At 50.5% G+C, this 22,136-nt stretch carries 18 protein-coding genes; 5 read left to right on the top strand and 13 right to left on the bottom strand.

The annotated features are described in order from the left end of the window. Nucleotides 1-7: 7 nt before the first annotated feature. The 9 genes from BCV73_RS12260 to BCV73_RS12220 all read right to left on the bottom strand — a co-directional run bounded on the left by BCV73_RS12260 (nucleotide 8) and on the right by BCV73_RS12220 (nucleotide 12,014). Nucleotides 8-1,078, bottom strand: coding sequence for a M24 family metallopeptidase (locus BCV73_RS12260; protein WP_089547307.1), 1,071 nt, complete (start codon nucleotides 1,076-1,078; stop codon nucleotides 8-10). A 128-nt stretch (nucleotides 1,079-1,206) separates the two neighbouring features. Continuing rightward, entirely contained in the window at nucleotides 1,207-2,037 is an 831-nt protein-coding gene (locus BCV73_RS12255; protein WP_089547306.1) for a carbohydrate ABC transporter permease, read from the bottom strand. A gap of 5 nt (nucleotides 2,038-2,042) precedes the next feature. Further along, nucleotides 2,043-2,933, bottom strand: coding sequence for a carbohydrate ABC transporter permease (locus BCV73_RS12250; RefSeq protein ID WP_179231975.1), 891 nt, complete (start codon nucleotides 2,931-2,933; stop codon nucleotides 2,043-2,045). A 39-nt stretch (nucleotides 2,934-2,972) separates the two neighbouring features. Next, nucleotides 2,973-4,352, bottom strand: a complete 1,380-nt coding sequence (locus tag BCV73_RS12245) for an ABC transporter substrate-binding protein (RefSeq protein WP_089547305.1) — start codon at nucleotides 4,350-4,352, stop codon at nucleotides 2,973-2,975. 112 nt (nucleotides 4,353-4,464) lie between these two features. Further along, nucleotides 4,465-6,255 (bottom strand): cache domain-containing sensor histidine kinase, encoded by a 1,791-nt coding sequence (locus tag BCV73_RS12240; protein WP_143811851.1) that lies wholly within the window; start codon nucleotides 6,253-6,255, stop codon nucleotides 4,465-4,467. A gap of 32 nt (nucleotides 6,256-6,287) precedes the next feature. Then, nucleotides 6,288-7,811, bottom strand: coding sequence for a response regulator transcription factor (locus BCV73_RS12235; protein ID WP_179231974.1), 1,524 nt, complete (start codon nucleotides 7,809-7,811; stop codon nucleotides 6,288-6,290). 158 nt (nucleotides 7,812-7,969) lie between these two features. Then, complete coding sequence (locus BCV73_RS12230; protein WP_076165536.1) at nucleotides 7,970-8,515, bottom strand: helix-turn-helix domain-containing protein; 546 nt, start codon at nucleotides 8,513-8,515, stop codon at nucleotides 7,970-7,972. 246 nt (nucleotides 8,516-8,761) lie between these two features. Then, a complete protein-coding gene (locus BCV73_RS12225) occupies nucleotides 8,762-9,688 on the bottom strand; it encodes a VanZ family protein (protein WP_089547302.1) in 927 nt (308 codons plus the stop codon). Between the two features lie 193 nt (nucleotides 9,689-9,881). Beyond that, complete coding sequence (locus BCV73_RS12220) at nucleotides 9,882-12,014, bottom strand: GMC family oxidoreductase (RefSeq protein WP_089547301.1); 2,133 nt, start codon at nucleotides 12,012-12,014, stop codon at nucleotides 9,882-9,884. A 327-nt stretch (nucleotides 12,015-12,341) separates the two neighbouring features. On the opposite strand from BCV73_RS12220, the gene BCV73_RS12215 reads away from it, so the two are divergent. Next, the gene (locus BCV73_RS12215; RefSeq protein ID WP_089547300.1) at nucleotides 12,342-12,953 is read left to right on the top strand and encodes a nitroreductase family protein; all 612 of its coding nucleotides are present in this window, start codon (nucleotides 12,342-12,344) and stop codon (nucleotides 12,951-12,953) included. A 154-nt stretch (nucleotides 12,954-13,107) separates the two neighbouring features. On the opposite strand, the gene BCV73_RS12210 is transcribed toward BCV73_RS12215, so the two are convergent. The 4 genes from BCV73_RS12210 to BCV73_RS12195 form a co-directional block, all read right to left on the bottom strand. Further along, nucleotides 13,108-13,494, bottom strand: a complete 387-nt coding sequence (locus BCV73_RS12210; RefSeq protein WP_089547299.1) for a RidA family protein — start codon at nucleotides 13,492-13,494, stop codon at nucleotides 13,108-13,110. A gap of 112 nt (nucleotides 13,495-13,606) precedes the next feature. After that, nucleotides 13,607-15,133, bottom strand: coding sequence for a Na+/H+ antiporter NhaC (nhaC, locus tag BCV73_RS12205; protein WP_089547298.1), 1,527 nt, complete (start codon nucleotides 15,131-15,133; stop codon nucleotides 13,607-13,609). 34 nt (nucleotides 15,134-15,167) lie between these two features. Next, entirely contained in the window at nucleotides 15,168-16,343 is a 1,176-nt protein-coding gene (locus tag BCV73_RS12200) for a MalY/PatB family protein (RefSeq protein ID WP_089547297.1), read from the bottom strand. 41 nt (nucleotides 16,344-16,384) lie between these two features. Continuing rightward, on the bottom strand, nucleotides 16,385-17,056 hold the full coding sequence (locus BCV73_RS12195) for a helix-turn-helix transcriptional regulator (protein WP_089547296.1): 672 nt from the start codon (nucleotides 17,054-17,056) through the stop codon (nucleotides 16,385-16,387). 464 nt (nucleotides 17,057-17,520) lie between these two features. Between BCV73_RS12195 and pdxR the strand changes: the two genes are divergently transcribed. The 4 genes from pdxR (at nucleotide 17,521) to BCV73_RS12175 (ending at nucleotide 22,123) form a co-directional block, all read left to right on the top strand. Beyond that, on the top strand, nucleotides 17,521-18,939 hold the full coding sequence (pdxR, locus tag BCV73_RS12190) for a MocR-like pyridoxine biosynthesis transcription factor PdxR (RefSeq protein ID WP_089547295.1): 1,419 nt from the start codon (nucleotides 17,521-17,523) through the stop codon (nucleotides 18,937-18,939). Nucleotides 18,940-19,084: 145 nt separating this feature from the next. Further along, entirely contained in the window at nucleotides 19,085-19,963 is an 879-nt protein-coding gene (locus BCV73_RS12185; RefSeq protein WP_089547294.1) for an alpha/beta fold hydrolase, read from the top strand. 260 nt (nucleotides 19,964-20,223) lie between these two features. Next, entirely contained in the window at nucleotides 20,224-21,180 is a 957-nt protein-coding gene (locus BCV73_RS12180; protein ID WP_089547293.1) for an ABC transporter permease, read from the top strand. A gap of 13 nt (nucleotides 21,181-21,193) precedes the next feature. Beyond that, a complete protein-coding gene (locus BCV73_RS12175; protein ID WP_076165561.1) occupies nucleotides 21,194-22,123 on the top strand; it encodes a carbohydrate ABC transporter permease in 930 nt (309 codons plus the stop codon). Nucleotides 22,124-22,136 lie beyond the last annotated feature (13 nt).

The following is a 22,136-nucleotide window of genomic DNA, read 5'->3' as shown; positions in this document are numbered from 1 at the left end:
TTTCGTTTTATAGGACAATCAGCTCTTTGTTTGATTTCGTCAGCACTTCAATCCCGGTGTCCGTCACGAGAATGTCATCCTCAATGCGGACGCCTCCAAAGCCGGGCAAATAGATGCCGGGTTCCACGGTCAAAACCATGCCGGGCTCCAGCCGATCCTCCGTTTTTTCGGAAAGGCGCATCAGTTCATGGATCTCCAGGCCAAATGCATGACCGAGCCCGTGTCCAAAATACTCCGCATACCCATATCCGGCAATGCAGTCTCTAGCCAAAGCGTCCCCTTCCTTTCCGGTCATCCCCGGCTTTAAGCCTTCCAAGGTCTTTCGATTGGCTTCAAGCACAATCCGGTAAATCTCTTGATGCCGCTCCGTCGGATCACCAATAAAAACCGTCCGCGTCAGATCGGAACAATATCCCTCGTAGCTCGCGCCGAAATCGAGCGTCACAAATTCGTCCCTTCCCAGCGGCTTGGAGCTGGCCAGACCATGCGGCAGCGCCGAACGGACACCGGAAGCCACGATCGTCGGGTACGCGGACGAGACGGCACCGTTTTTGCGCATAAAGTATTCAAGCTTCGTGGCAACGTCCAATTCGGTAACGCCCGGCTTCATGAAGCCCAGAATGTGCTCAAAGGCCAAGTCTGTAATTTCGATCGCCTTTCGAATGTGCTCCTGCTCGCGCTTATCTTTGATTCCACGCAGCTTTTCCACAATATTTTGCGTCGGGATCAGTTCAAAGCCCTGAAAAGTTTCAATATAGGTTTGATATGACTCGTAAGTGAGATGATTTTGCTCAAAGCCGAGCTTCCGCACTCCTGCAGCACTCAGCTTCTCCCGGATCATTTCAAGCGGCTGGCCCGTATGCTGTTCAACCTGATACTCTTTGGCCTGTTCCGACGCTTGACGGGTATAGCGAAAGTCGGTGATCAGCAATGCTTGATTTTTCGTAATGGCGACAAAGCCGGCTGTGCCTGTAAATCCGGTTACATATCTGCGGTTATACGGGCTGGAAATCAAAAGTCCATCGATACCTTGACGCTCAAGTTCTTCCCTTACCTTGATGAGGCGCTTTGCTTCCATGTTAGGTTCACGCTCCTTATTCACCCTCGCAGCTGCAAAGAATGCAATGGGTTTCTTTAAAATCAATCTAATGTAACAGGATTCAACATTGTTGAATGACAACTGTACTTATCTGCAAATTTACTTCCTTATCCCTTCATGCCAGTCAGCGTAATCCCTTCGATAAAATACCGCTGGCCGATGAAAAACACGATAATGACCGGCAGGATGACCACGGTGGAGGCTGCCATAAGCAGATGCCACTGTGCGCTGTGAAGCGACTGGAACATTTGCAGTCCAAGGGCCAGCGTAAACTTGCTTTCTTCGTTCAAGTACACAAGCGGTCCCATGAAATCGTTCCACGAGTTCATGAACGAGAATAGGCCGATGACGATCAGAGGCGGTTTGGATAATGGGATGATGATCCGCCAGAAAATCGTCCATGGGCCCGCACCATCCACATAAGCCGCTTCATCGAGATCTCTCGGGATGCCGGCATAAAACTGCCGCAGCAAAAAGATGTCGAATGCGGAACCGAACCAAACCGGCAATATCAAAGGTACGTAAGTGTTAATCAGGTCGGCAAGCCTCCACCCGATAAAAGTGGGTATCAGCGTGACCGCGCCGGGAAGCATCATGCTGGCGAGCAGCAGTCCAAAGAAAAACTTCTTCCCCGGCCAGTCAAGCCTTGCGTAGCTGTATGCCCCGAGCGAGCTGCTGATGAGCGCTCCGATCAGGCAGCTGGCGGTAATGGTCAAGGTGTTCCGAAAAAAACGGAGAAAATCGATGGTCGTCAGCGCCTCCGTATAGTTTCGGAACCGGAACGGCGAGGGAATCCATTTGGGCGGCATCTCGAAAATCTGCATGGACGACATCATAGAGCTGCGTACTAACCAGAACAATGGCAGCAAACAGAAAACACTCCCCAAGATGAGAATGGCGTATACGACGATTTGCGAGACCCGGCGGCTTTTCCTCATGGGCGCTACACCTCACTTTCGTAAAATACCCAGGACTTGGATGTCCGGAAAAAGATCGCCGTGACGACCAGGATGATGATAAAGAGGATCCAGGCGATGGCTGAGGCCTGCCCCATTTCGCCGAACTGAAAAGCTTGACGGTAAATATAGTAGTTGTAGAACAAGCTGGCGTTATTCGGTCCTCCCTGCGTCATAATTAAGGCTTCCGTGAATACTTGGAAAGCCCCGATCGACCCCATGATCAGGTTGAAGAAAATGATCGGCGTCATCATCGGAATGGTGATATGGCGGAACTTCCGGACCGCCCCTGCCCCATCCACGATGGCCGCTTCATACAGGGATCTGGGTACACCCTGGAGGCCTGCCAGGAAAATAATGATCGTGCTCCCCATTCCCCACAGGCTCATGATCACAATGGAAGGAACCACCGTATTTTCAGAGTACAGCCAATTTAGGGTAGGCAGGTTCAGCGCTTCTAGGAAGCTGTTGAACAGTCCGAGGTCCGGGCTGAACAGCCAGATCCAGATCATCGAGGACGCAACGGCCGGCACGATCGCCGGCAGATAGAAGATCGTGCGGAACACCGATTTGCCGCGGATAAATTCCATGTTCAACAGGAAAGCGGCGATAAATGAGACGATCAGCCCGAGCGGAACGCGGAGAATAACGTATTTAAAGGTCACCCACAGCGAATTGTAAAAATAGGGATCCGTTCCGTCGAAAAGCCGCTTGTAATTCGTAAACCCGATGAATTTGGGCGTATTCACGATCCGGTAATCCGTAAAGCTGAGCAACAAGCTGGTGAGCATGGGCAGAACGACAAACAGCATAATGCCAAAGATGCTGGGCAGGGCGAAGAGAATGCCCGCCACGGCGATACGGCGTTTGTGCAGCATTGGAATCCCTCCTTTCTGGATCGGTTCGTTCGGACGGGGTTATTTGCCGTAATAGCCTTCAATCAGCGGCTGCACTTTGGGTTCGATCTCTTTCAGTGCTTCCTCCGCTGACTTCTTGCCGGTCCATACCAAGTCAAGGGCAGGGGTCACCAGCGCATTGATTTTATCCAGGTTCTTCACTTCAAAGCCCGGAGTCCGGATGCCGTTTTCAATCGTCTGTTTCATGTAAGCATCTGTGTATCCCTCCGGGTGAGCCTTGTTCCCCGACGCCCATTTATTGATGAGGTCCGGATTCGTATACCACTCTTTCTTGAGCGGCATCCACAAGCCGCCTTCGATCAGCGGCAGCACCGATTCCGGATCCGCCATGTACTTATACAGCATCCATGCCTCTTTCGGATGCTTGGTCGATTTGAAAATGACCGTCGGCGCGCCGTCCAGCAGCGTATTGCTTTTCATTAATTTAGGCAGGACACCGACGCCAAGATTGAAATCCTGTTCTGCAAAAGCCTGAAGCGCCCAGTTGCCGGATACGGTCATGGCGACCTTCTTGGTTTGGAGCGCCATGTCAGGCAGGCTCTTGGTCTGCAGCGGCGTCGGCGATACGTGGTGCACATACATCAAGTCCGCCAGCTTTTGAATCGCGTCGATCGCTTCCGGCTTCGCCAGGCCGAATCCCTTTCCGTCTTCCGTCAGGAAATTGCCGCCATTCGAGACCACCGCAGCCATCATGTTGTACGGGTCGTATTGGAGGCCGAACTGCTTGATCTTATTCGGATTAAAATTAGGGTCGAGCGCATTTCGTCCCTGATCGTCCAAGGTCAGCTTCTTTGCGTACTGAATGAACGTGTCCCAGTCCCATGCCTTATCTGCCTGCGTTGGAGGAAGCTCCACACCTGCTTCAAGGAGCATATCCTTGTTGTACATGAGTCCGTAACCTTCTACAGCCGTACTCATGCCGATCGTGTTGCCCGGTTCGATTTCATACCAAACTTGATCCAGGTAATCTTCCTTCTTGAATTCCTTGTCCTCCTCGATCAGCGGAGCCAGGTTCAGCAGCTTCCCGTCTTTCCCCCAGCTTAATGCCGCTCCGGATGATAAATATCCGAGGTCGGGTGCGACATTACCTGCGACCATTGTCGTCAGCTTGGTCAAATAGTCCGCCGGAATGTGCATAGGCTCCACCTGAATCCCGGTTTTTTGCTCAAAGCTTTCGAGCGCTTCCGTGACCGTCTTCTTTTCGATCGTGTCTCCCCAGAAAGCAAACTTTAGCGTGACCTTTTCTTCCCCGTTGCCCCCATCCTTGGTGCCACCTTCACTTTGGTCTGATCCTCCGCTGCCCGAACAGCCCGAAAGGGAAACGGTTATAGCCAGTAAAGCGGGTAAAGCGATCCCAGCGAGAAATTTGGAAATTCTCATTCTTTTACCCTCCAATCACATGGAATTGATGTTTGTAAATTCATTGTAAAAAGGCGGAGGTTCAAAGAAAATTCGAACATTTTTGGAATGGTGGACAATTTTTATGTGTTGTTCATCTCGGCATTTTAATAATGACAGTCGTTCCCCTGCCTTCTTCAGAGGTTACGGTCACGCCGTAGGAATCGCCGTAGATGAGTTTGATTCGCTGATCAACGTTTCGGATGCCGATGGAGCGGCTCTCTTCCCGTGTCAAACCAGCCAATTTGTGATGCGGGATGCCGATTCCGTTATCCTCCACCATGAAGATCCGCTCGTCCCCAATAAGCCGCCCACGGATCACCATCTTTCCACCGCTGTGCAGGCGGGCGAAGCCATGAACGATGGCGTTCTCAACAAAGGGCTGCAGGAACAGCTTCGGTACTTTGAAGGAATACAGATCAGGCGAGATGTCATAGGTTACCGTGAATTTGCCTTCAAACCGCTGCTCGGTAATCGAAAAATAATGCTTCAACCAATTCAGGTCCTCCTCCAGGTCGCCGATGTCCTGATTGCTTGCGGAAGTATACTGCAGCATAGAAGACAGGCTGACGATCATGGCGCTCAATTCGCTTTGCTCGTTTTCGAGCGCCGTCCAGTTCATGATGTTGAGCGTGTTATACAGAAAATGCGGATTCAGCTGAATGTTCAGAGACATAATCTGGGTTTCTTTTTCTCTCAGCTTCACCTTATAGTTCTCTTCGATCAGGTTGTTGATTTTAACATTCATCTGATTGTACTTGTGGATGAGCAGCCCCATCTCGTTATAGGACTTGACCGGGATGCGGGTATCGAATTCCCCTTCTCCCGTTTTTTTGATCGCTCGAAGCAGCTGTTGAATGGGCTTGGTGATGGAGCTGGCCAGAAAAAATGCCAAGAGAAGCGAGAGCAGCAGAAGGATCAGCGTCAAATAGAACGTGTACGACTTCACCTCCGGCAAAAAGGCGCTGCCGAGCGCCTCCGGCGAGATCGTGACACCGGAAATCCAGCCGGTCACATCGGAAGTGTCGAAGCATACGATGAGCGGATTTCCGTTTCTTGTGATCGTAAGAGTGCCGCTTTTCATCTCCGCCATTCTTTTCAATGAGGTTTCATCCATCGTGGAATCCTTTTCCTGCGAATCGGCTACCCTCTGACCGTCCCGGCTTATGATAAAAAAAGAAGCCCCGGTGGATGGGAGCACGCTGGCGAAGCGGGAACGGTAATAATCGGGCTGATAGGTAATGACCAGCACGGGAAGCTCGGCTGCACCCTGCAGCTCGATCACCTCCCCGTTATTGATCCGAAACAATTTCAGCAGACGGACGCCGGCCAGAAGCTGAACGTTCTCAGAGGGCACGGGAGAACCGGCATCCCGATGAAACATGTCACCAAACGAAAACGTCGGGACCCAAGCCATTCCCCCATCCGCTTGTACGGCAGCCTGATATAGGGCTGTTTGGTTAAACCCTTCATAAGGGATGAAGGTCGTAGCACCGGTAGGCCCAATGTCTGAATAGCTGGTGATTAAGTGGATGGAGTATATGTGCTTCAAGTCTGGAAAATATGTATTCAGCGCCCGGCTTACCTTTTTCTCCATCGTGAACATTTGGTATTCGTCTTTCGGGACGGCGGTGAGGTATTGTTCGTACAGAACCTGCTCCGCGATCAAGGCGAGGCTGCTGTCTTCGACCCTGGCGAGCTCGGCGTCCATAATTTCGTTGTTCTGCTTCACAATGGAGTACAGGTTCTGTCTGGCAAAGTCGGAAATAAACCCACTGCTCGACACAAAATATCTATAGCTAAGTATCGTTAGGGGAATTGTGACGATGAGGGCATAGGATAACATCAGCTTGGTTCGATAGCTCAGATCCTGAAATCGCGGCATCCATCGGCGGCTTCTCAATGAACATCCCTTCCTTATATGCGGGTAGCGGATAAATGGCGGTATTCATCCGGACTTGTGCCGTACTCCTTCCGAAACAGCCGGATAAAATATTTCACGTCCCTGTAGCCTACGTTCTCGGCCACTTGATAAACTTTCTGGGAGGTATGCAGCAGCTGGCTGGCCGCCGCCCTCATTCGGATATGGGTGATGTATTGGTGGATGGTCATACGGGTGTGGTTTTTAAACAGAATACAAAAATACGAAGGGTTAAAATGAAACTTCACGGCCAGCGTGCTCAGGGACAAATCCTCCTCACCATAGTTGGCTTCAATATAGGCTTTGCAGCTGTCCACCACGGTCTCACTTTTACACTGTCTCCGTTGGTCTATATGATTGGCCATCTCTAGAATCCACTGGAAGGCTGTCTCCCGTAATTCGTCCATGCGGCTGCAGCGCATCAGTGCTCCTTCAAAAGCGGCATCGGGGAGATGAGAAACTCCCTTTTCCCTTAAAAGTGAAGTGATATGGTAAATCGAGGCGGCGACGGAATACTTCAATCTGGAAGGATCGGGATAACCCTGGGCCAACGTACGATCCAGTTCGGTCTTCAGACAGGCATGAATATCATCCTTTTTGCCGGATAGAATCGCTTTGGCCAGTTTGCCTGCATTTAAATGGATGATCGCGGACGGATCTTTAGGGTTCTGTTGGTCAGACTTATACAATTTCCCCGGCCCGTCGTAAAATAAGCTTTGAAGTGCAATTCGGGCCTGCTGATTAGATGAATGTGCTTCTTGCCCCCACTCCGTAAAATACTTGCCAAAGCCAAATGTTAGTTCCCTCTCATGGTCATTTCGAAAATGATCGATCAGTTCCTGCAGTTGCGCTTCAAGCGAATAGGTGATGTCAAAAGATACGTCGGCGCTAAGGATCACCCCCGTCAACCATTGATCCGTAACGTAAAAGGCATGGGCAAGTCCGGCTTCCTCCATGATGTGGGCAAGCATGCGTTTAAGCAGGGACAACATCCGCTTCCGGTCCGCTCCGCTTGTGTGGATCACGGCACCCAGCGAGATTCCGCGTCTCCAGCCTGAAAAGGATCTCTGCAGCAAAGTGATGTCTGCTTCGGCAGGACTTCCCTCCAGCAATTCGGACAAAGCCGATTCGATGGTCGCCTCACGAAGGGCTCCCGCCTTATGTTCGGCTTTCTGAAGGAGAGGCGTAACCTTCTGGGCTTCCACCGGCTTGAGCAGGTAATCGCTTGCCCCGAGCTGCAGCGCGCGCTGTGCATAGGCGAAATCCGAGTAGGCGCTCAAAATCACCACGCTTTCGCTCCCCCCGCGGCGGGTCAAATGCTCCACGAATTCGAGGCCGTCCATGATCGGCATCTGGATATCGGTAAATACCAAATCGATCGGATGGAGCTCCATCCTTTCCAGCGCTTCCGCACCATCCCGGGCATTAAAGATGTGATACTCTGGCCTCAGATTTTTCAGCATCCGCGACAACCCTTGTCTGTGCTTTGGTTCGTCGTCAACGACTAAGACGTTCAGCATATCCAATCCCCCTTGCGTATGAATGGTACAAAAAATGCCCATCCGGGTTTCAAGTAAATTGAAGGTTATGGCGCTGCCAACCGTTTACAAGAATCCTGTATGAGCATGTTACAACAAGGACAGACATCAACTTACCGGGCATTGTCGGTTAGACGGACTCAAGCTTTGGAATCCGAACAGAAAACCGACAAGTACTTTACTTCATCCGTGATGGGCGTATATTTATGATTTTCGTAGGAGTCGAAATACAGGCTGTCACCGGCATGCAGTGTATAAGCTTCCTGGCCGACATAATAAATCATGGTCCCTTCGAGCACATAAATGAATTCCTGCCCGACATGGGAGACCGTTCGCTTCTCCGTCTTCCCTTTTTTCGCTACAAAATAAAAGGGCTGCATCAACTTCTCGGGCCGCTCGGCCGCGATGGCCGAGAACGAATATCCTTTCTCCGACGTGACCATCTTATCCAGGGTCCCCGACATTGTGGTATACACTGTCCCGTTTTGGTCGCTGTCATCAAGCAAGATGGATATTTTGGTTCCAAGCGCCTCGGCGATTTTGATCAGCGTGCCGATGGGCGGCACCGTTTTTCCGTTTTCGATTTTGGACAGCAGGCTTTTGGTAAAGCCGCAGGCATGGGCGATTTCGTCCAGGGTCCGATTTTGGTCCTTGCGAATTTTTCGGATCTTACTCCCCAATTCCATCAGATTGATCTCCTAAATAGAATGAAATTCAACTTAGTTTAATAAAATGAAACAATATTTAATGACGATTGTCAATAAAATTTTCCAATGTATTCAGGCATTTTTGCTGTGTGCGAAAGGACGGAAAACCACCATTTACAGCAAAAAAACAAGGAATATCCGCAGCAAGGACACTCCCTGTTCTCGATAATTAATCACATAAATGATTAATATAATGAATCATAAACTTTCGCGCTTCAACAAGCACTAATTCCAGAAATACTTCATTTCCCTGTAACCGAGATCCCACAATCTCGCATTTCCCTTAACGGTGATCGTTAGTTTATTCGCTTTCTCAATTGGAATTTCGTACGTTTCAGCAGTTCCCTCTTGATAGGTTGGTGCTTCTGTCAGCAGAAGCTGCTGCCCATCGACCGAAATCGCAAGCGTTCCTCCCAGCTTCCCCGTTGCTCCATACTTGAAGTAGAGGATGATATCTCTTCCCCTTAGTTCAGAGGTGTAAACTGCTGCAGTTTGCTCTTTGAAACTGAACACATTGTACTGAGGCAGCACCTGTTCGCGGCCCAACTCAAAACGATATGGTGCTGTGTGTTGAACTGTATTTCCACTGGCGTCCTTCACTTCGTTGATTGCAATGAATGGTCCTTCTTTTTTTGTCAGCGCCGTTTCGATAACTTCGCAGCAGCCCCATACGGCAGCGAAAATGAACAATGCGGAAAATCCGGAAATCACAAGCTGCTTCTTTATCGTTTTTGCGTTTGATCCTAATTTGTAAGCTGCGTATCCGATGGAAGCCCCTATTGAATTCTGAATCGCGTCGTTGATATCGCCGCTGCCCAGATAAGAGAGCATCTGCACCGTTTCGACCACCATGATGGACAAAAAGAACAATGTAATAAATCGAACGTAGCGCATGGGAAACAACATCGGAATCAAAAAGCCGAAAGGAATAAATGCAGCGAAGTTCCCAAAACCAAACAGAGCCATTAAGGAAAATCGAAACAAATCTGACAAATCCGGTACATGATAAAAATCAATGGGCGTAAAAATAAATTCGTACTCCGTAATCTGGTGTGATGCCTCAATTCTGCCAAAAGCAAAAAACATAAAATACAAAATGAGCACTGTATAAAGGATGGTGATGATCAGGATAACCTTGCGATTCTTTGCCATAAATTCTGCTCCCTACTGCGAAATGAGTGGATATCTCATGCAAGTTTATCCCAAGATTCATACTTCTCCTAGGGTTCATTCTTACACCAAACTTACACGGTCGTCATGAAAGGGAACATTGGGACGCAGCAAAAAGAAGAGCATCAGGTGAACTCTCACCCGTTGCCCTTCTTGAATGTTACCTAGGACCGTTTTAGCCCTGCTTCACGATGTTTTCCGAAGTTCGAAATGCCAAAGCTAGAATCGTCAGCACCGGATTCACTCCGCCGTTGGTTACATGCACGGATCCGTCGCTCACCCACAGGTTGTCGTAACCGTGTACGCGTCCCATCGGATCGGTGACCGAAGTGGCGGGATCATCCCCCATCCGAAGCGTGCCTGCCTGATGCTGTCCGCCGCTAAGCCCGGTTCCCGGAGTCGTTCGCCAAACCTGGCGCGCACCGGCAGCCCAGAGCCACTTCTCGGCCTGTTCGCCCAGCATCGCTGCCGCCCGAAGCGACTCCGGATGGACCTGGCCCGAGAGCTGGGCGACTGGCATACCGAAACGGTCCTTGACCGTTCGTGAGAGACGTACTCTCGATTCCGACGTCGGGATCTCTTGAATCGGTCCCTGGATCTGACTGGTGCGCAAATAGCTGTCACGCATCACTTCTTTGCCTGCCAGCCCCCATCTCGGAGCGTCTGGAGCAAGTGCCCTGTACCAATGGATAAGAGGAAGCCGGGTAAATTCGTTGGCAAGCAGTCCGCCACCGATCACGCCGCCGCCATTGTCATGGGCGAAGCGAAGCGTAGCGATGCTGACACCAGGGCCCAGACCGTCCTGGATCAGATCGTCCATGAGACCGTACGCGCCCGTGTAGACATGCCCCTGCAGATTCCGGCCGACTTGGCCGGAACGGTTGCCGATGCCGTCCGGCTCTGCATCGGTAGCCGAGTTCAGCAGCAAACGCGCGCTTTCAATCGCACCGGCGGCTACGATGACTTGACCGGCTGCCACCAGTTGACGCCGGATCTTCCCGCCTGCTTCCTGCACCAGCCGTACCCCGGTGGCCCGCTTCCCGCCTTCCGTCTCAATCCGCTCCACCATCGTATCGCAGATGATATCGCAGTTACCGGAGGCGGCCGCCCGGACGAGCATCGTGTTATGTCCCCCGTTTTTGCTGTTGGTTGGACAAGCGAAGCCAACGCATTGGCCGCACTGTCCGCATGCCGGCCTGCCGTCCCGTTCGACCGAGTTGATCAGCAGCGGCACCGATCCGGCGTCCCATCCCAAACGGGCTGCCGCTTCCGCCAGCCGCCGCGCTTCCGTCGTCAAGGGCATAGCCGGCATCGGGTAAGGCCGGCTCCGCTTGGCATGCCCGGTGTGGGCGTTCCCGTCACCGGATACGCCCACCTCCCATTCGGCCCTCACATAATAAGGTTCCAGATCCTCGTACGAGATCGGCCAGTCGCTGAGGGAACTCACGTCCGGGATGCCGTAGTGGCTTGCCATTCGAAAATCCTCCGGATGGAACCGCCACGCCTGAGCGCCGTACACCCGCGTACCGCCGCCAACCGTCATGGCATTGTTGTGGTAATCTCCTTCATGCGGAGCAGTGATTCTCTCTTCCCCAGCCCCAGCAAGAAACGTACGCGGACTGCCCTCCAGATCAGGTCCGGTGTTGTGGCCGAATTTGCTCAGCCGGTGGTTGCGCAAATGGTCCCGGCCTACCTGGTCATACCGAAGCCAACGGCCGCGTTCAATGACGAGAACGCGCATGCCCGACTCAGCCAGCCCCGCCGCCGCTACCGATCCGCCCGCCCCGGCTCCGATCACGACGGCATCGTAGCGGTCTTGTAGTTGATCGAGTGTTCGTAAAGGCAAATCGGCTTCGACTGGTGGTCCCTGTTCGCCGGAAACCGGACCCGGCCGAAAACCGATCATTTCCCATGATTTACCCTCGCGATTCCCGCCGGATTCAGGATTTCCATAATAGCCTTCGACGACAAGCTCCAACAATGCGTTGAAGAACATTGCGGACGAAACAGGCCAATCGCAGACCCGGTCATGCTGGACATCCTGCAGCAATCCATCCTGTTGATCTTCGGACAGTTCTGAAAATGCGTGCCCATGCCGGGCCGACGCTTCCGACTCGAGTGCGCGGAGGCCGGGTTCGATCAGCTTGTTCCAAGCTGAAGGATCCTCATCTGCCCTACGTTCCATATAGACGAGTGCTCCTCCGCTGGCCGCAGACGGCCATTCATTTTCCGGGATAAACCGGTTAGAAACCGCTTCCAATATTGAATGCCACTCGACTAACCGGGATGTTTGATCGTTCTGATTCATTTGCTGCCACCTTTCTTCTCGTTCGGATATTCGCTTCTTGGTTTTTCGATACAATCGTAGAGACTACAATTGATCTTCATGCAAAATTGCCGGTTCACCGTAACCGTTCTCACTCTAAGAGATGCATCTAGAATTCTCTTTATTCGTCTCTAAACCCTGCTTGCAGCCATGGTCATTCTGCAAATATACCTAATCATCCATTAAAGATTTTGATTTGACTATATCCAAGTTAAGTCATATATTTAATTATATTTAATTAGTACGTAAGTTTAAGTAAGCAGCAATGACAACACTGCAGATATTTATAAAAAAGGAGAGAAATCGTATATGAGCAACGTTCAATCCATCGTCAATGAAATTTTGCCGGAGGTGCAAGGACAGCGCAAATCCGAATACCCGGTAAGCCCGCTATTTCTAAATCGCTGGTCTACACGGGCTTTTTCCACCCGTAAAGTCAGTGATCAGGACCTTTATACCATCCTTGAAGCCGCACATTGGGCTCCTTCTTCTTATAATGATCAGCCTTGGCGCTTTATCGTCGCTAAAACCGAAGAGCAGCTCAGCACATTTCATTCATTTTTAAACGAATTCAATTTAACATGGGCATCCAGTGCGCCAGTTCTCATTGTAGTCGCTTCCGACAAGCTTAGAGAAAACGGCGACCCGAACGGTGCGCACGCCTTCGATGCCGGCGCAGCCTGGGCTTCCTTGGCGATTCAAGCGACGATCCTCGGTCTGCATACGCATGCCATCGGGGGTTTTGACCGCAATAAAGCCCGTGACATATTGAACGTACCGGATCACATCGAGCTTCACGCCGTGATTGCCCTCGGCTTTCTGGGCGATAAATCCGTACTTCCGGAAGCGATCCAGCAGCGCGAAGTGCCGAATGACCGCCGCCCACTGAACGAACTTGTTTTTGAAGGGAAATTCGAGTAAAGTAAGCCGCTCCATCGCATCTATTTAACCAATATGTATACACCTATTAAAAAGCTGGCCGATCTTGGCCAGCTTTTGTTGTGCTGCATTTAATCCCGTGAAAAGAGAACAACCCCTTGGAGAACCAAGAGGCTGTTATATCTACATTTTCAAATTAAGCCCTGACGGCAATCACTTCGATCTCCACCAGACCACCCTTTGGCAGCTTGGCTACCTGAACCGCACTGCGTGCCGGATAAGGTTCTGTGAAGAACGTGGAGTACACCTCATTGACTTTCTGAAAATCGTTCATATCCTGCAAAAATACCGTCGTTTTAATCACATCGTTCATGGTAAAGCCCGCTGATTCGAGAATTGCTTTTACATTGAGGAGCGATCGCTGTGTCTGTTCTTCTACGGATGCTGGGAACACGCCTGTTGTGTCCATACCGAGTTGTCCGGATGTAATCAGCATATTACCGATTTGAACTGCCTGGGAGTATCGTCCGATAGCTCCCGGAGCTTCGGTCGTTGCAATAGTTCGTCTCTTTTGTGATGTCATGGTTTCTCTCTCCTTGTCGTGCTTGAAGCACGTTTATGTTTATGGGAATTGCAAAAACTTGGCGTGTATCAACCGTATTTTTGCAAGTACCTGAACGAAAATAAGGTTTCGGTTAATTCGTATGGGCTGCCTTCGTCGGAGCCGTTGTATTCGAATTCAACTCTTCTGCATTCGGACGGTCATATTCTTGCAGCATTTCTTGTTGCTGTTCCGGCGTCAGTTTGGCGATCCCAAAACCGGTGAAGCCCCAGATCATGGCGAAAATGATCCCTGTCCAGCACAGCATGGCCCATGGCAGATAGGAGAGCGTTGCGACGCCCAGCGTACCGGCCATGTAGGCGCCTGCTGCCGTCCATGGCAAGATGGGTTCCGTAATCGCAGCGGAGTCTTCGACGGTCCGCCCGAGATTTTTTGGATGCAGTCCACGGCGGATGTATGCTTCGCGCAGCATTTCGCCCGGCATCAGGATGGACACTTGGCCGTTGCTTGTGACGCCGATCATTGTCAATCCGGTCACGATCGTTGCAACGATCATGGACCCTGTCGAGCGTACATGCTTCAGGATTCGGTTCACGATCAGCTCAAGCGATTTGGTGAGCGATATGGTGCCGGCAAACGTAATTGCGCTGAAACAGATTAACAATGTTCCCATCATGGAGTTCATTCCACCGCGGTTCAAAAGCTTCGGTACATCCGGAATGACCGCAGCCGGATCGAATCCTTGGACGTGAACCATCGCGATATCGAACCCGTTCAATACAGAACTTACGACATCATGCAATGTGAAGCCCTGGAATATCAATGCGTTCGCCATGGCAAAGGCTGAAGACAGCAGCATGACCGGCAGCGTAGGCTTTTTCCGGATCGAGCCGTACAACACGATGAGGATCGGGACGATGAGCAGTAAATTCCAGTGGTAAATCGTGCCCAGCGTATCCATAATGGTCCCTACTTTTTCAGGGATACCTGCACCTGCCGTATGTGTGTTCAAACCTGTGATGACATAGACGATTCCGGCTACGATAAACGAAGGCAGCGTCGTGTACAGCAAATGACCGATATGCTCATACAAGTTTACGCCTGTGGACAGGGCCGCGATATTCGTTGTATCCGATAGCGGCGACAGTTTGTCGCCGAAATAGGCACCGGCAACCACCGCACCGGCAACGGCTGCCAGATTCACATCCAGTCCGGCGCCAACGCCCATAAATGCTACCCCGATCGTTCCTGCAGATCCCCATGACGTACCGGTACAGACCGATACGACCGACGTCACCAAAAAGGCGGTGATGAGCAAAAACTGCGGGTTAATAATTTTAAGCCCGTAATAAATCATCATCGGAATCGTGCCGCCCACCATCCATGCCCCGATCATCAACCCTACGGCAATCAGGATTAGAATAGCCGGCATCGTTTTGGCTATTTTTTGGGCAATGGAATTCAAAATATCGTTGTAACTGTGCCCCAGCCTAACTGCAATGATCCCCGCGACAACCGTTGAAGCAATAATGAGAGGTTCAGGCGGCAGCTCGAACATGACGTATCCCAAGCACAGCAGTACCACCATCGTTATGATCGGAAGTAAGGCCAAAAACAGCGTCGGTTCTTTGATTTGTTTTCCCTTCGTTTGCTCTGTCATCGTTGTATTCCCCCTGGGATAAATGAATTGTGAACTACTTCTCGTGCAAAGGATAATGATCTGCCATACGCTGCAGCGCATCCCGAAGAAGAGACCTCGGAGCGGCAACGTTCATGCGGATATAGCCTTCGCCAATCGCCCCGAATGAGGTTCCGTAGCTGACACTAACCCTGCTCTTGTTTTGAATCCAATCCACTAAATCGCTTTCAACCTTCCCGCAGGCGGTGCAGTCCACCCACAATAAATAGGTACCCTCAGGCTGAATGACTTTAAGTTCGGGCATATGGGCCTGTATAAAATCGATCGTATAGGCGATGTTGTCCGTTATATATGCGCGAAGCTCGTCCAGCCATTCATCGCAAGCCGTATAAGCCACTTCCAGGGCAGGCACAGCAAAAAAGGTCGGATTATGAATCCCTGCCTGCTGCAGTCCATCTTTAAAGCGTTTCCGCAGCTGATCGTTAGGAATAATGATGTTGGCGATTTCCAGACTCGCGAGATTGAACGTTTTTCCCGGGGATGTGCAAATGATCGAACGGTCTGCCACCTGCTCCGTCAGCTTGGCGATCACGGTATGCTCGTGCCCCTGATGGATGAAATCCGCATGGATGTCATCGGATACGATCAGCGCATCGTATTGGATGCACAGCTCACTGATCCGCTCCAGCTCATGGATCGTCCACACCCTTCCGGTGGGATTATGCGGGGAGACTAGCATGACCATTTTCACGCCATCCTTCATTTGCGCTTCCATATCTGCAAAATCGATCTCATATCGTCCGTTCACAAGCAGCAGCGGACTTTCAACCAACTGCCTGCCATTGATCGCTACCGCCTTCGCGACGGGTTGATAAGCAGGTGTATGAATGAGGATGCGGTCACCCTTCTCCGTCAGGTTCTGAATCAGAACCGAGACGGCTTGTACGATTCGTGGGCAGAATACGATCCATTCCTGCGGCACCTGCCAATCATAAGCTTTGGACAGCCAGCCTTGTACCGCTTCGTAATATGGCGGGAACGGATCGGTGTAACCGTAGATGCCGTGTCTGGCCATTTCCGTTATTCGGTCCACCACGGCCGGCGGCGCCGGCAAATCCATGTCCGCGACGGACAGTGCGATCATGTCATTCCCCTGGGATTGGGCCATTCCGTCCCATTTGGCGCTGTTCGTTCCGTATCTGCTGATGATGTGGTCAAAATTATATTTCATGGATGTCACCTTTCCTTAATCCTGCGTATGCCAGTTCCTGATTACTTAAGCTTCTGCAAATAACGGTAGACAGTAGGCTCGGATATCGCTAATGCTGCGGCGACTTGGGAAACGCCGCCTTTCAGCAAGAATACCCCCTGCTCGTTTAACTCACGCACGAGCTCGATTTTCTCTTGTGAGGATAACCGGTCGACAGGAATATTTATTTTGCTGATGACGGATGCGATCATATGAGTAAGCAGATCATCCGCGTTGCCCTGCAAATATTCCTTGGACTGCTTGTCTTCCTGCGGAGCCTCAATTGAAGCTGGAGGAAGCGGCGAACCGCCTTGTAAAATATGCTGAATCCATTCTGCGGCAGCCTCCATGTGGGTGATGTCAATGTTCAGACACATCAGCCCGACGAGCTCGTTGTCGTCGTTTTTGATAAAAAAGGTGGACGATCTGAAGCTTTGCCCCATCTTTCCCGAAGCCTTATAGTTGGCGATAAACTGTTCTTCCCGGTATGCTTCCGCTTTCAGCAGTTTCAAGACCAAGTCCGTGGACGCGTCTCCTACCTTACGCCCGCTGATGTGACCGTTCTCAATAAAAATAATAGATCGTTCCGGATCACTGATGTCATGGACTACGACCTCGCATTTGGGCCCAATAATAGCCGCAATAAATGAGGCAATTGGAAAAAATTTCTCAAGGAACTGCCGGTTATCATTCATGTACGGATGGTCTCCTTCCCTGTAAACCTTATGTGTTGTTATAAAATTTATCAATATAATAATTTATTATCGTGATAAGAGTATATTACATTTTTAAAACGGTTTCAATCATTATTTTGCAAAAGTGCGCGAAACATGTCGGAATTTGTTTTTTTGATAAGGACATGGATTACCCATGCTTTAATAGCGCAAAAAAGCCGCAAGGCAGGCGGCTTCAGCATGATAAATTTTTATCAAATTAGCTTTAGTTTACATAATATATCTTACGTTAATCAATCTGGAAGTTCCTCTTCTTTCAAAGCCACAAGCTCGGCAATCTGCCCCACTCGGCATCCATTGCACGTTTAAACATCCTTTCACCCCCTTTGTGCGTGTTCTTCAGCTTCCGTATAATGGTGATAATTGGTCATCATAAGTGCCGAAAAATTGTATATAAGAAGAACCAATGTAAGGGAGACATGGCTATGTTCGGATTTAGAGCTGCTGCAGGGGCAGGTTCGGTCACCAAGCAGTTATGCAGTTACCTGCGTCAGGAAATTGAGAGTGGTGCACTCACACCCGGTCTCCAGCTGCCGCCGACGCGCCGGGCAGCCTTGGACCTTGGGATAGCGCGCAACATCGTGATCGAAGTGTATGAGCAATTGACCGCCGAAGGGTATTTGACGTCCAGAGCCGGCTCCGGAACGTTTGTCGCTGAGGGCATCGAAACCCGCAAAGCTATGAAAATCGACCCTATGCCTTCTTCAGCATCAACCGCTCAATCCGAGTCCGTCCCTAAGAAACCGAAGCTCATCGACTTTGACGGAGGTCTGCCTGATTTGTCTCATTTTCCCCGCAGGCTTTGGAGCAAATACGTACGGGAAATTACCGATTCGGCGGTGGAAGACATATTTTCGTATGGCAATATTCAAGGGCTGCCTGCACTGCGTGAAGCCATTGCCGATTATTTGTACCGGGTCAAAGGTATGGCGTGCAGCATGGACCAAATCGTCATTACGTCGGGAACCTCCGAAGGAATCCTGCTGCTGGCGTCTACCCTCTCGGACCGTTTTCATACGGTTTACACCGAAGAGCCGACGATCGGGTTTGTCGGTGATATTTTCCAAAGATTAAACTATACCATCCATCCGGTCGAGGTTGATCATCAAGGAATGCAGATCCAACGGATTGAGCATAACTTCCCTGCCGGTCTGATCGTGCTGACGCCTTCCCACCAATACCCGACAGGAAGCATTCTCTCGATTCAACGGAGGCAGATGGCTATTGCTCTGGCTGAAAAAGCTGGTCACTATATCATTGAGGATGACTATGACAGCGAGTTCCGGCATAAAGGCGGGCCGGTCCCTCCGCTGCAGCTTCTTGCCCCGAGCAAGGTCATCTATGCAGGCACGTTTAGCAAAACACTGTCGCCCGCCTTGCGGATCGGATTCCTCATCGTCCCTCCGGAACTGATCGAGCCGGTCATTCGCACCAAAACGGAGCTAAACCTGACAACTTCCGGTATCATGCAATCGGCACTTGCGCGTTTTATATTGGACGGGCATTTTGACAGGCATATTCACAAAATGAGAGCGATATACAAACGAAAACGCGTATATATCGCGGAACAATGCCGCCGCTTATTCGGTGACCGCGTTGAACTGCTGGGTGACGAAGCTGGAATGCATGTCCAGCTCCATTTTAAGCAGGATGCTTACGGGCCGATGGACTGGCACAACATGGAAGGGCTCGGCGTCCGCCTCTCATCTTTTGAAGACTATGCGGTGTTAAAAGGCCGCTCCCCCGGTAAGGTGGTACTCGGATACGGAAATCTGACAGAGAGGGAAATAGCTGAAGGGCTGCGAAGAATCCAGCAATTTACGGAATCTTGGAGAACGATCTGAGATATAGTTTAAAGTTGAACCTTCAAGTGCTACAACAATATACTTTTGCAATAAGTTCAAGTATATCAAGTAAGTTAATCACCGAAACCGAAAGATTGCATGAATGTTATATGATGACTGTATAAACCATTGGGGAGTGAAATAAATGGAGAAAGTCATCAGGCTCAAGGATTCATCCGAAATCAAAGTTGGTTTGGCAGGACGATCCGGAGGCAAAACAATCATGCTGCCTGTCGCCAAGGAATCTGTGTACGGCCAAGAAGCTGAGAGCCTGAAGCTGTGGGGGGTCGACCCCGAATCCGGACAGCATTTCGTCGAGGGACTGGCTGATATGTTCCAAGTCTTGTACTTTGACTATGAAGGCCATCGCATGAAGCACCCCAATCCCGACCATCTGACACCAGAGCAGATCGTAGAAGATCTGCTGTTCATCGCCAACGAAATGAATGTCCGCCATTTTAGCTATTATGGTTACTCCTGGCTGGCGCTGGTCGGTCTGCAGCTGGCTATCCGTACGGAGCGGCTGGAGAGCTTGATCATGGGCGGATTTCCGCCATTGGACGGGCCCTATAAAGAAATGATGGTGGTGACCCGCAGTACTTATGAACAAGCTGTACGCAATCAAAATACCCCTATAATGAAAGATTGGCAGGATTCGAGCAGTCCGGAAAAGGTGGATTGGGACCAGGTTCAGGTCAAGATCGACGCGAATCAGACCAAACAGTTTATGACGCTGTACCAGCATTTGATGGATTTTGACGATCGGGCGGTGAGTCTGAACCCGGCCGTTCCGAAGCTGGCTTTTGCCGGAGAGAAAGATACGATCGTGTATGGGGAAAACTTCGGCGGCGTCACTGTGGACATTGCCGGGATATTGCAGAGAAACCAACAAGCTTTGGAAGAAATGGGCTGGGACGTTCGTATCTTAACGGGAGACGGGATGGACCATACCAAAGCCATGCACCCGGAGACCGCGCTTCCGGTCATCAAGCCCTGGCTCGTGTCTAATTTGTTGGACGGATAGAAGATGTTCCGCTAACGATTTTTAAGATGATCCCATCGATTATCATTCAAATAAGCTCCTTAATTCACCATTTAAAAAAGGCATCCGGTCGTAGGAACCGGGTGCCTTTATGCGTTTATTTCGACAAAATTTCATGTTCACCTAACGTTTTTTGACTATAGTATCAAGTTTGTTATCTGGAAGCATGGAATCTTCCTTTTATACAATGAATTTACGAAGAGCAAGCTGCAATAGAGAAACCACCGGAAGGAGTGACTAACATGAGTTCAAAAGCCGAGCAAAGCCACAAACGTAAGCGCTTACGTCCGCGTTGGCACAAGCAGGATACAGAACTGACCCTGCTCGCCTTGCCGACGACCATATGGTATATCCTCTTCTGCTTTCTGCCTATGTTTGGGATCATTATCGCCTTTAAAAATTTTAGAATTAGCGGCGGATTCCTGAGCAATGTGTTCAACAGCCCGTGGATCGGCATCAAAAACTTCGAGTTCCTGTTCAAATCGAACGATGCTTGGATCATTATCCGCAACACGATTGGATACAACCTGATCTTTATCGTTCTAGGCATCGTCCTCCCTGTTCTATTCGCCATTATGGTAGGACTGCTGCACAGCCGGAAGGCCAGCAAAATCTATCAAACGATGATGTTCCTTCCCTATTTTTTATCTTGGGTAGTCGTATCCGCCGTAGGCTGGGCTTTCCTAAGCTTCGATAAGGGGATCGTCAACCAAATGCTCGTCAGTATGGGCAGCGATCCGGTGAACTGGTACATGGAACCGAAATATTGGCCGTTCTTCCTGATTCTCTTAAACGTCTGGAAAGGCCTTGGCTACGGAATGATTATCTACTTGGCCACCATCACGAGCATTGACAGCACGTATTACGAAGCCGCGGTTATCGATGGCGCCTCGATCTGGCAGCAGACGAGATTTATTACACTGCCGATGCTGAAGCTGGTCATCGTCATGATGTTCATCTTGGCGGTCGGGCGCATTTTCTACACTGATTTCGGCTTGTTCTACCAGGTCACGCGGGACTCCAATTCCTTGTTCAACGTGTCTACGACCATCGATGTCATGGTATACAAGCAGCTGAAAACAGCTACTGTCGGGATGGCCTCCGCTGCTGCATTCGTGCAGTCCGTCCTGGGCTGTGCCACCATTCTGATCGCTAACTGGATTGTCCGCAAAATCGATCCGGAAAGCGCAATGATGTAAGGAGGTAGGGTCGATGTCAACAAGAACGGCTTACGATACGGGCTTGGAGAAATTTAATCGTACCCACAGAGTCGTCGACGTCATTTTCCATCTGATATTTATCGTCTTGGCGCTGATCTGTGTCATTCCTGTCGTTGTGGTTCTGTCCATCTCATTTTCCAGTGAAGACTCGATCCGTGAGACGGGATATCATTTACTGCCGACTGTACTATCGGGTGATGCATACGCCTATATCGCCAAGCAGGGGACGACAATTTTGAGGGCGCTCGGTGTGTCGGTTCTTGTCACTGTGATTGGGACCGTGCTCGGCGTCCTGCTGACCGCATCTATGGGTTACGTCATTTCCCGCCCCAACTACAAGCTGAAAGGGTTTCTGACCTGGATCGTATTCATTCCGATGGTGTTCAACGGCGGTTTGGTGTCCAGCTACTTTATCAATACGAATTTATTGGGTCTGAAGGACAGCATCTGGGCTCTGATTCTGCCGCTGGCCGTCTCATCGTTTAACGTGATCATCTGCAAAACGTTTTTCAAAAGCACGATTCCCGACGGACTCATCGAATCGGCGGAAATCGACGGCGCGAGCCAGCTGCGGATCTTCTTCTCTATCGTCCTCCCGATCTCGCTGCCTGTGATCGCGACGATTGGATTGTTTCTCTGCTTCGCCTACTGGAACGACTGGTTTCAATCGATGCTGTATATCGACAACCAGAACCTGTACTCGCTGCAGGCCCTGCTCAACAGCCTGATGAGCAATGTCGATGCCCTGGCAAAGAATGCCGCAAGCATGGGCGTCAGCTACGCCGTACTTGTTGCGACGATGCCGAAGGAATCCGCGCGGATGGCTGTGGCGATCCTCATCGTTTTGCCTGTAGCCTGCGCCTACCCGTTCTTCCAGAAGTATTTTATCTCCGGACTTACGGTCGGTGCTGTTAAAGGATAATGACGAAATAAGC

It is taken from the genome of Paenibacillus sp. SSG-1 (assembly GCF_002224835.1).
GTDB classification, from domain to species: Bacteria; Bacillota; Bacilli; order Paenibacillales; family Paenibacillaceae; genus Paenibacillus_AQ; species Paenibacillus_AQ favisporus.
This window is presented reverse-complemented; position numbering and strand designations above follow the sequence as displayed.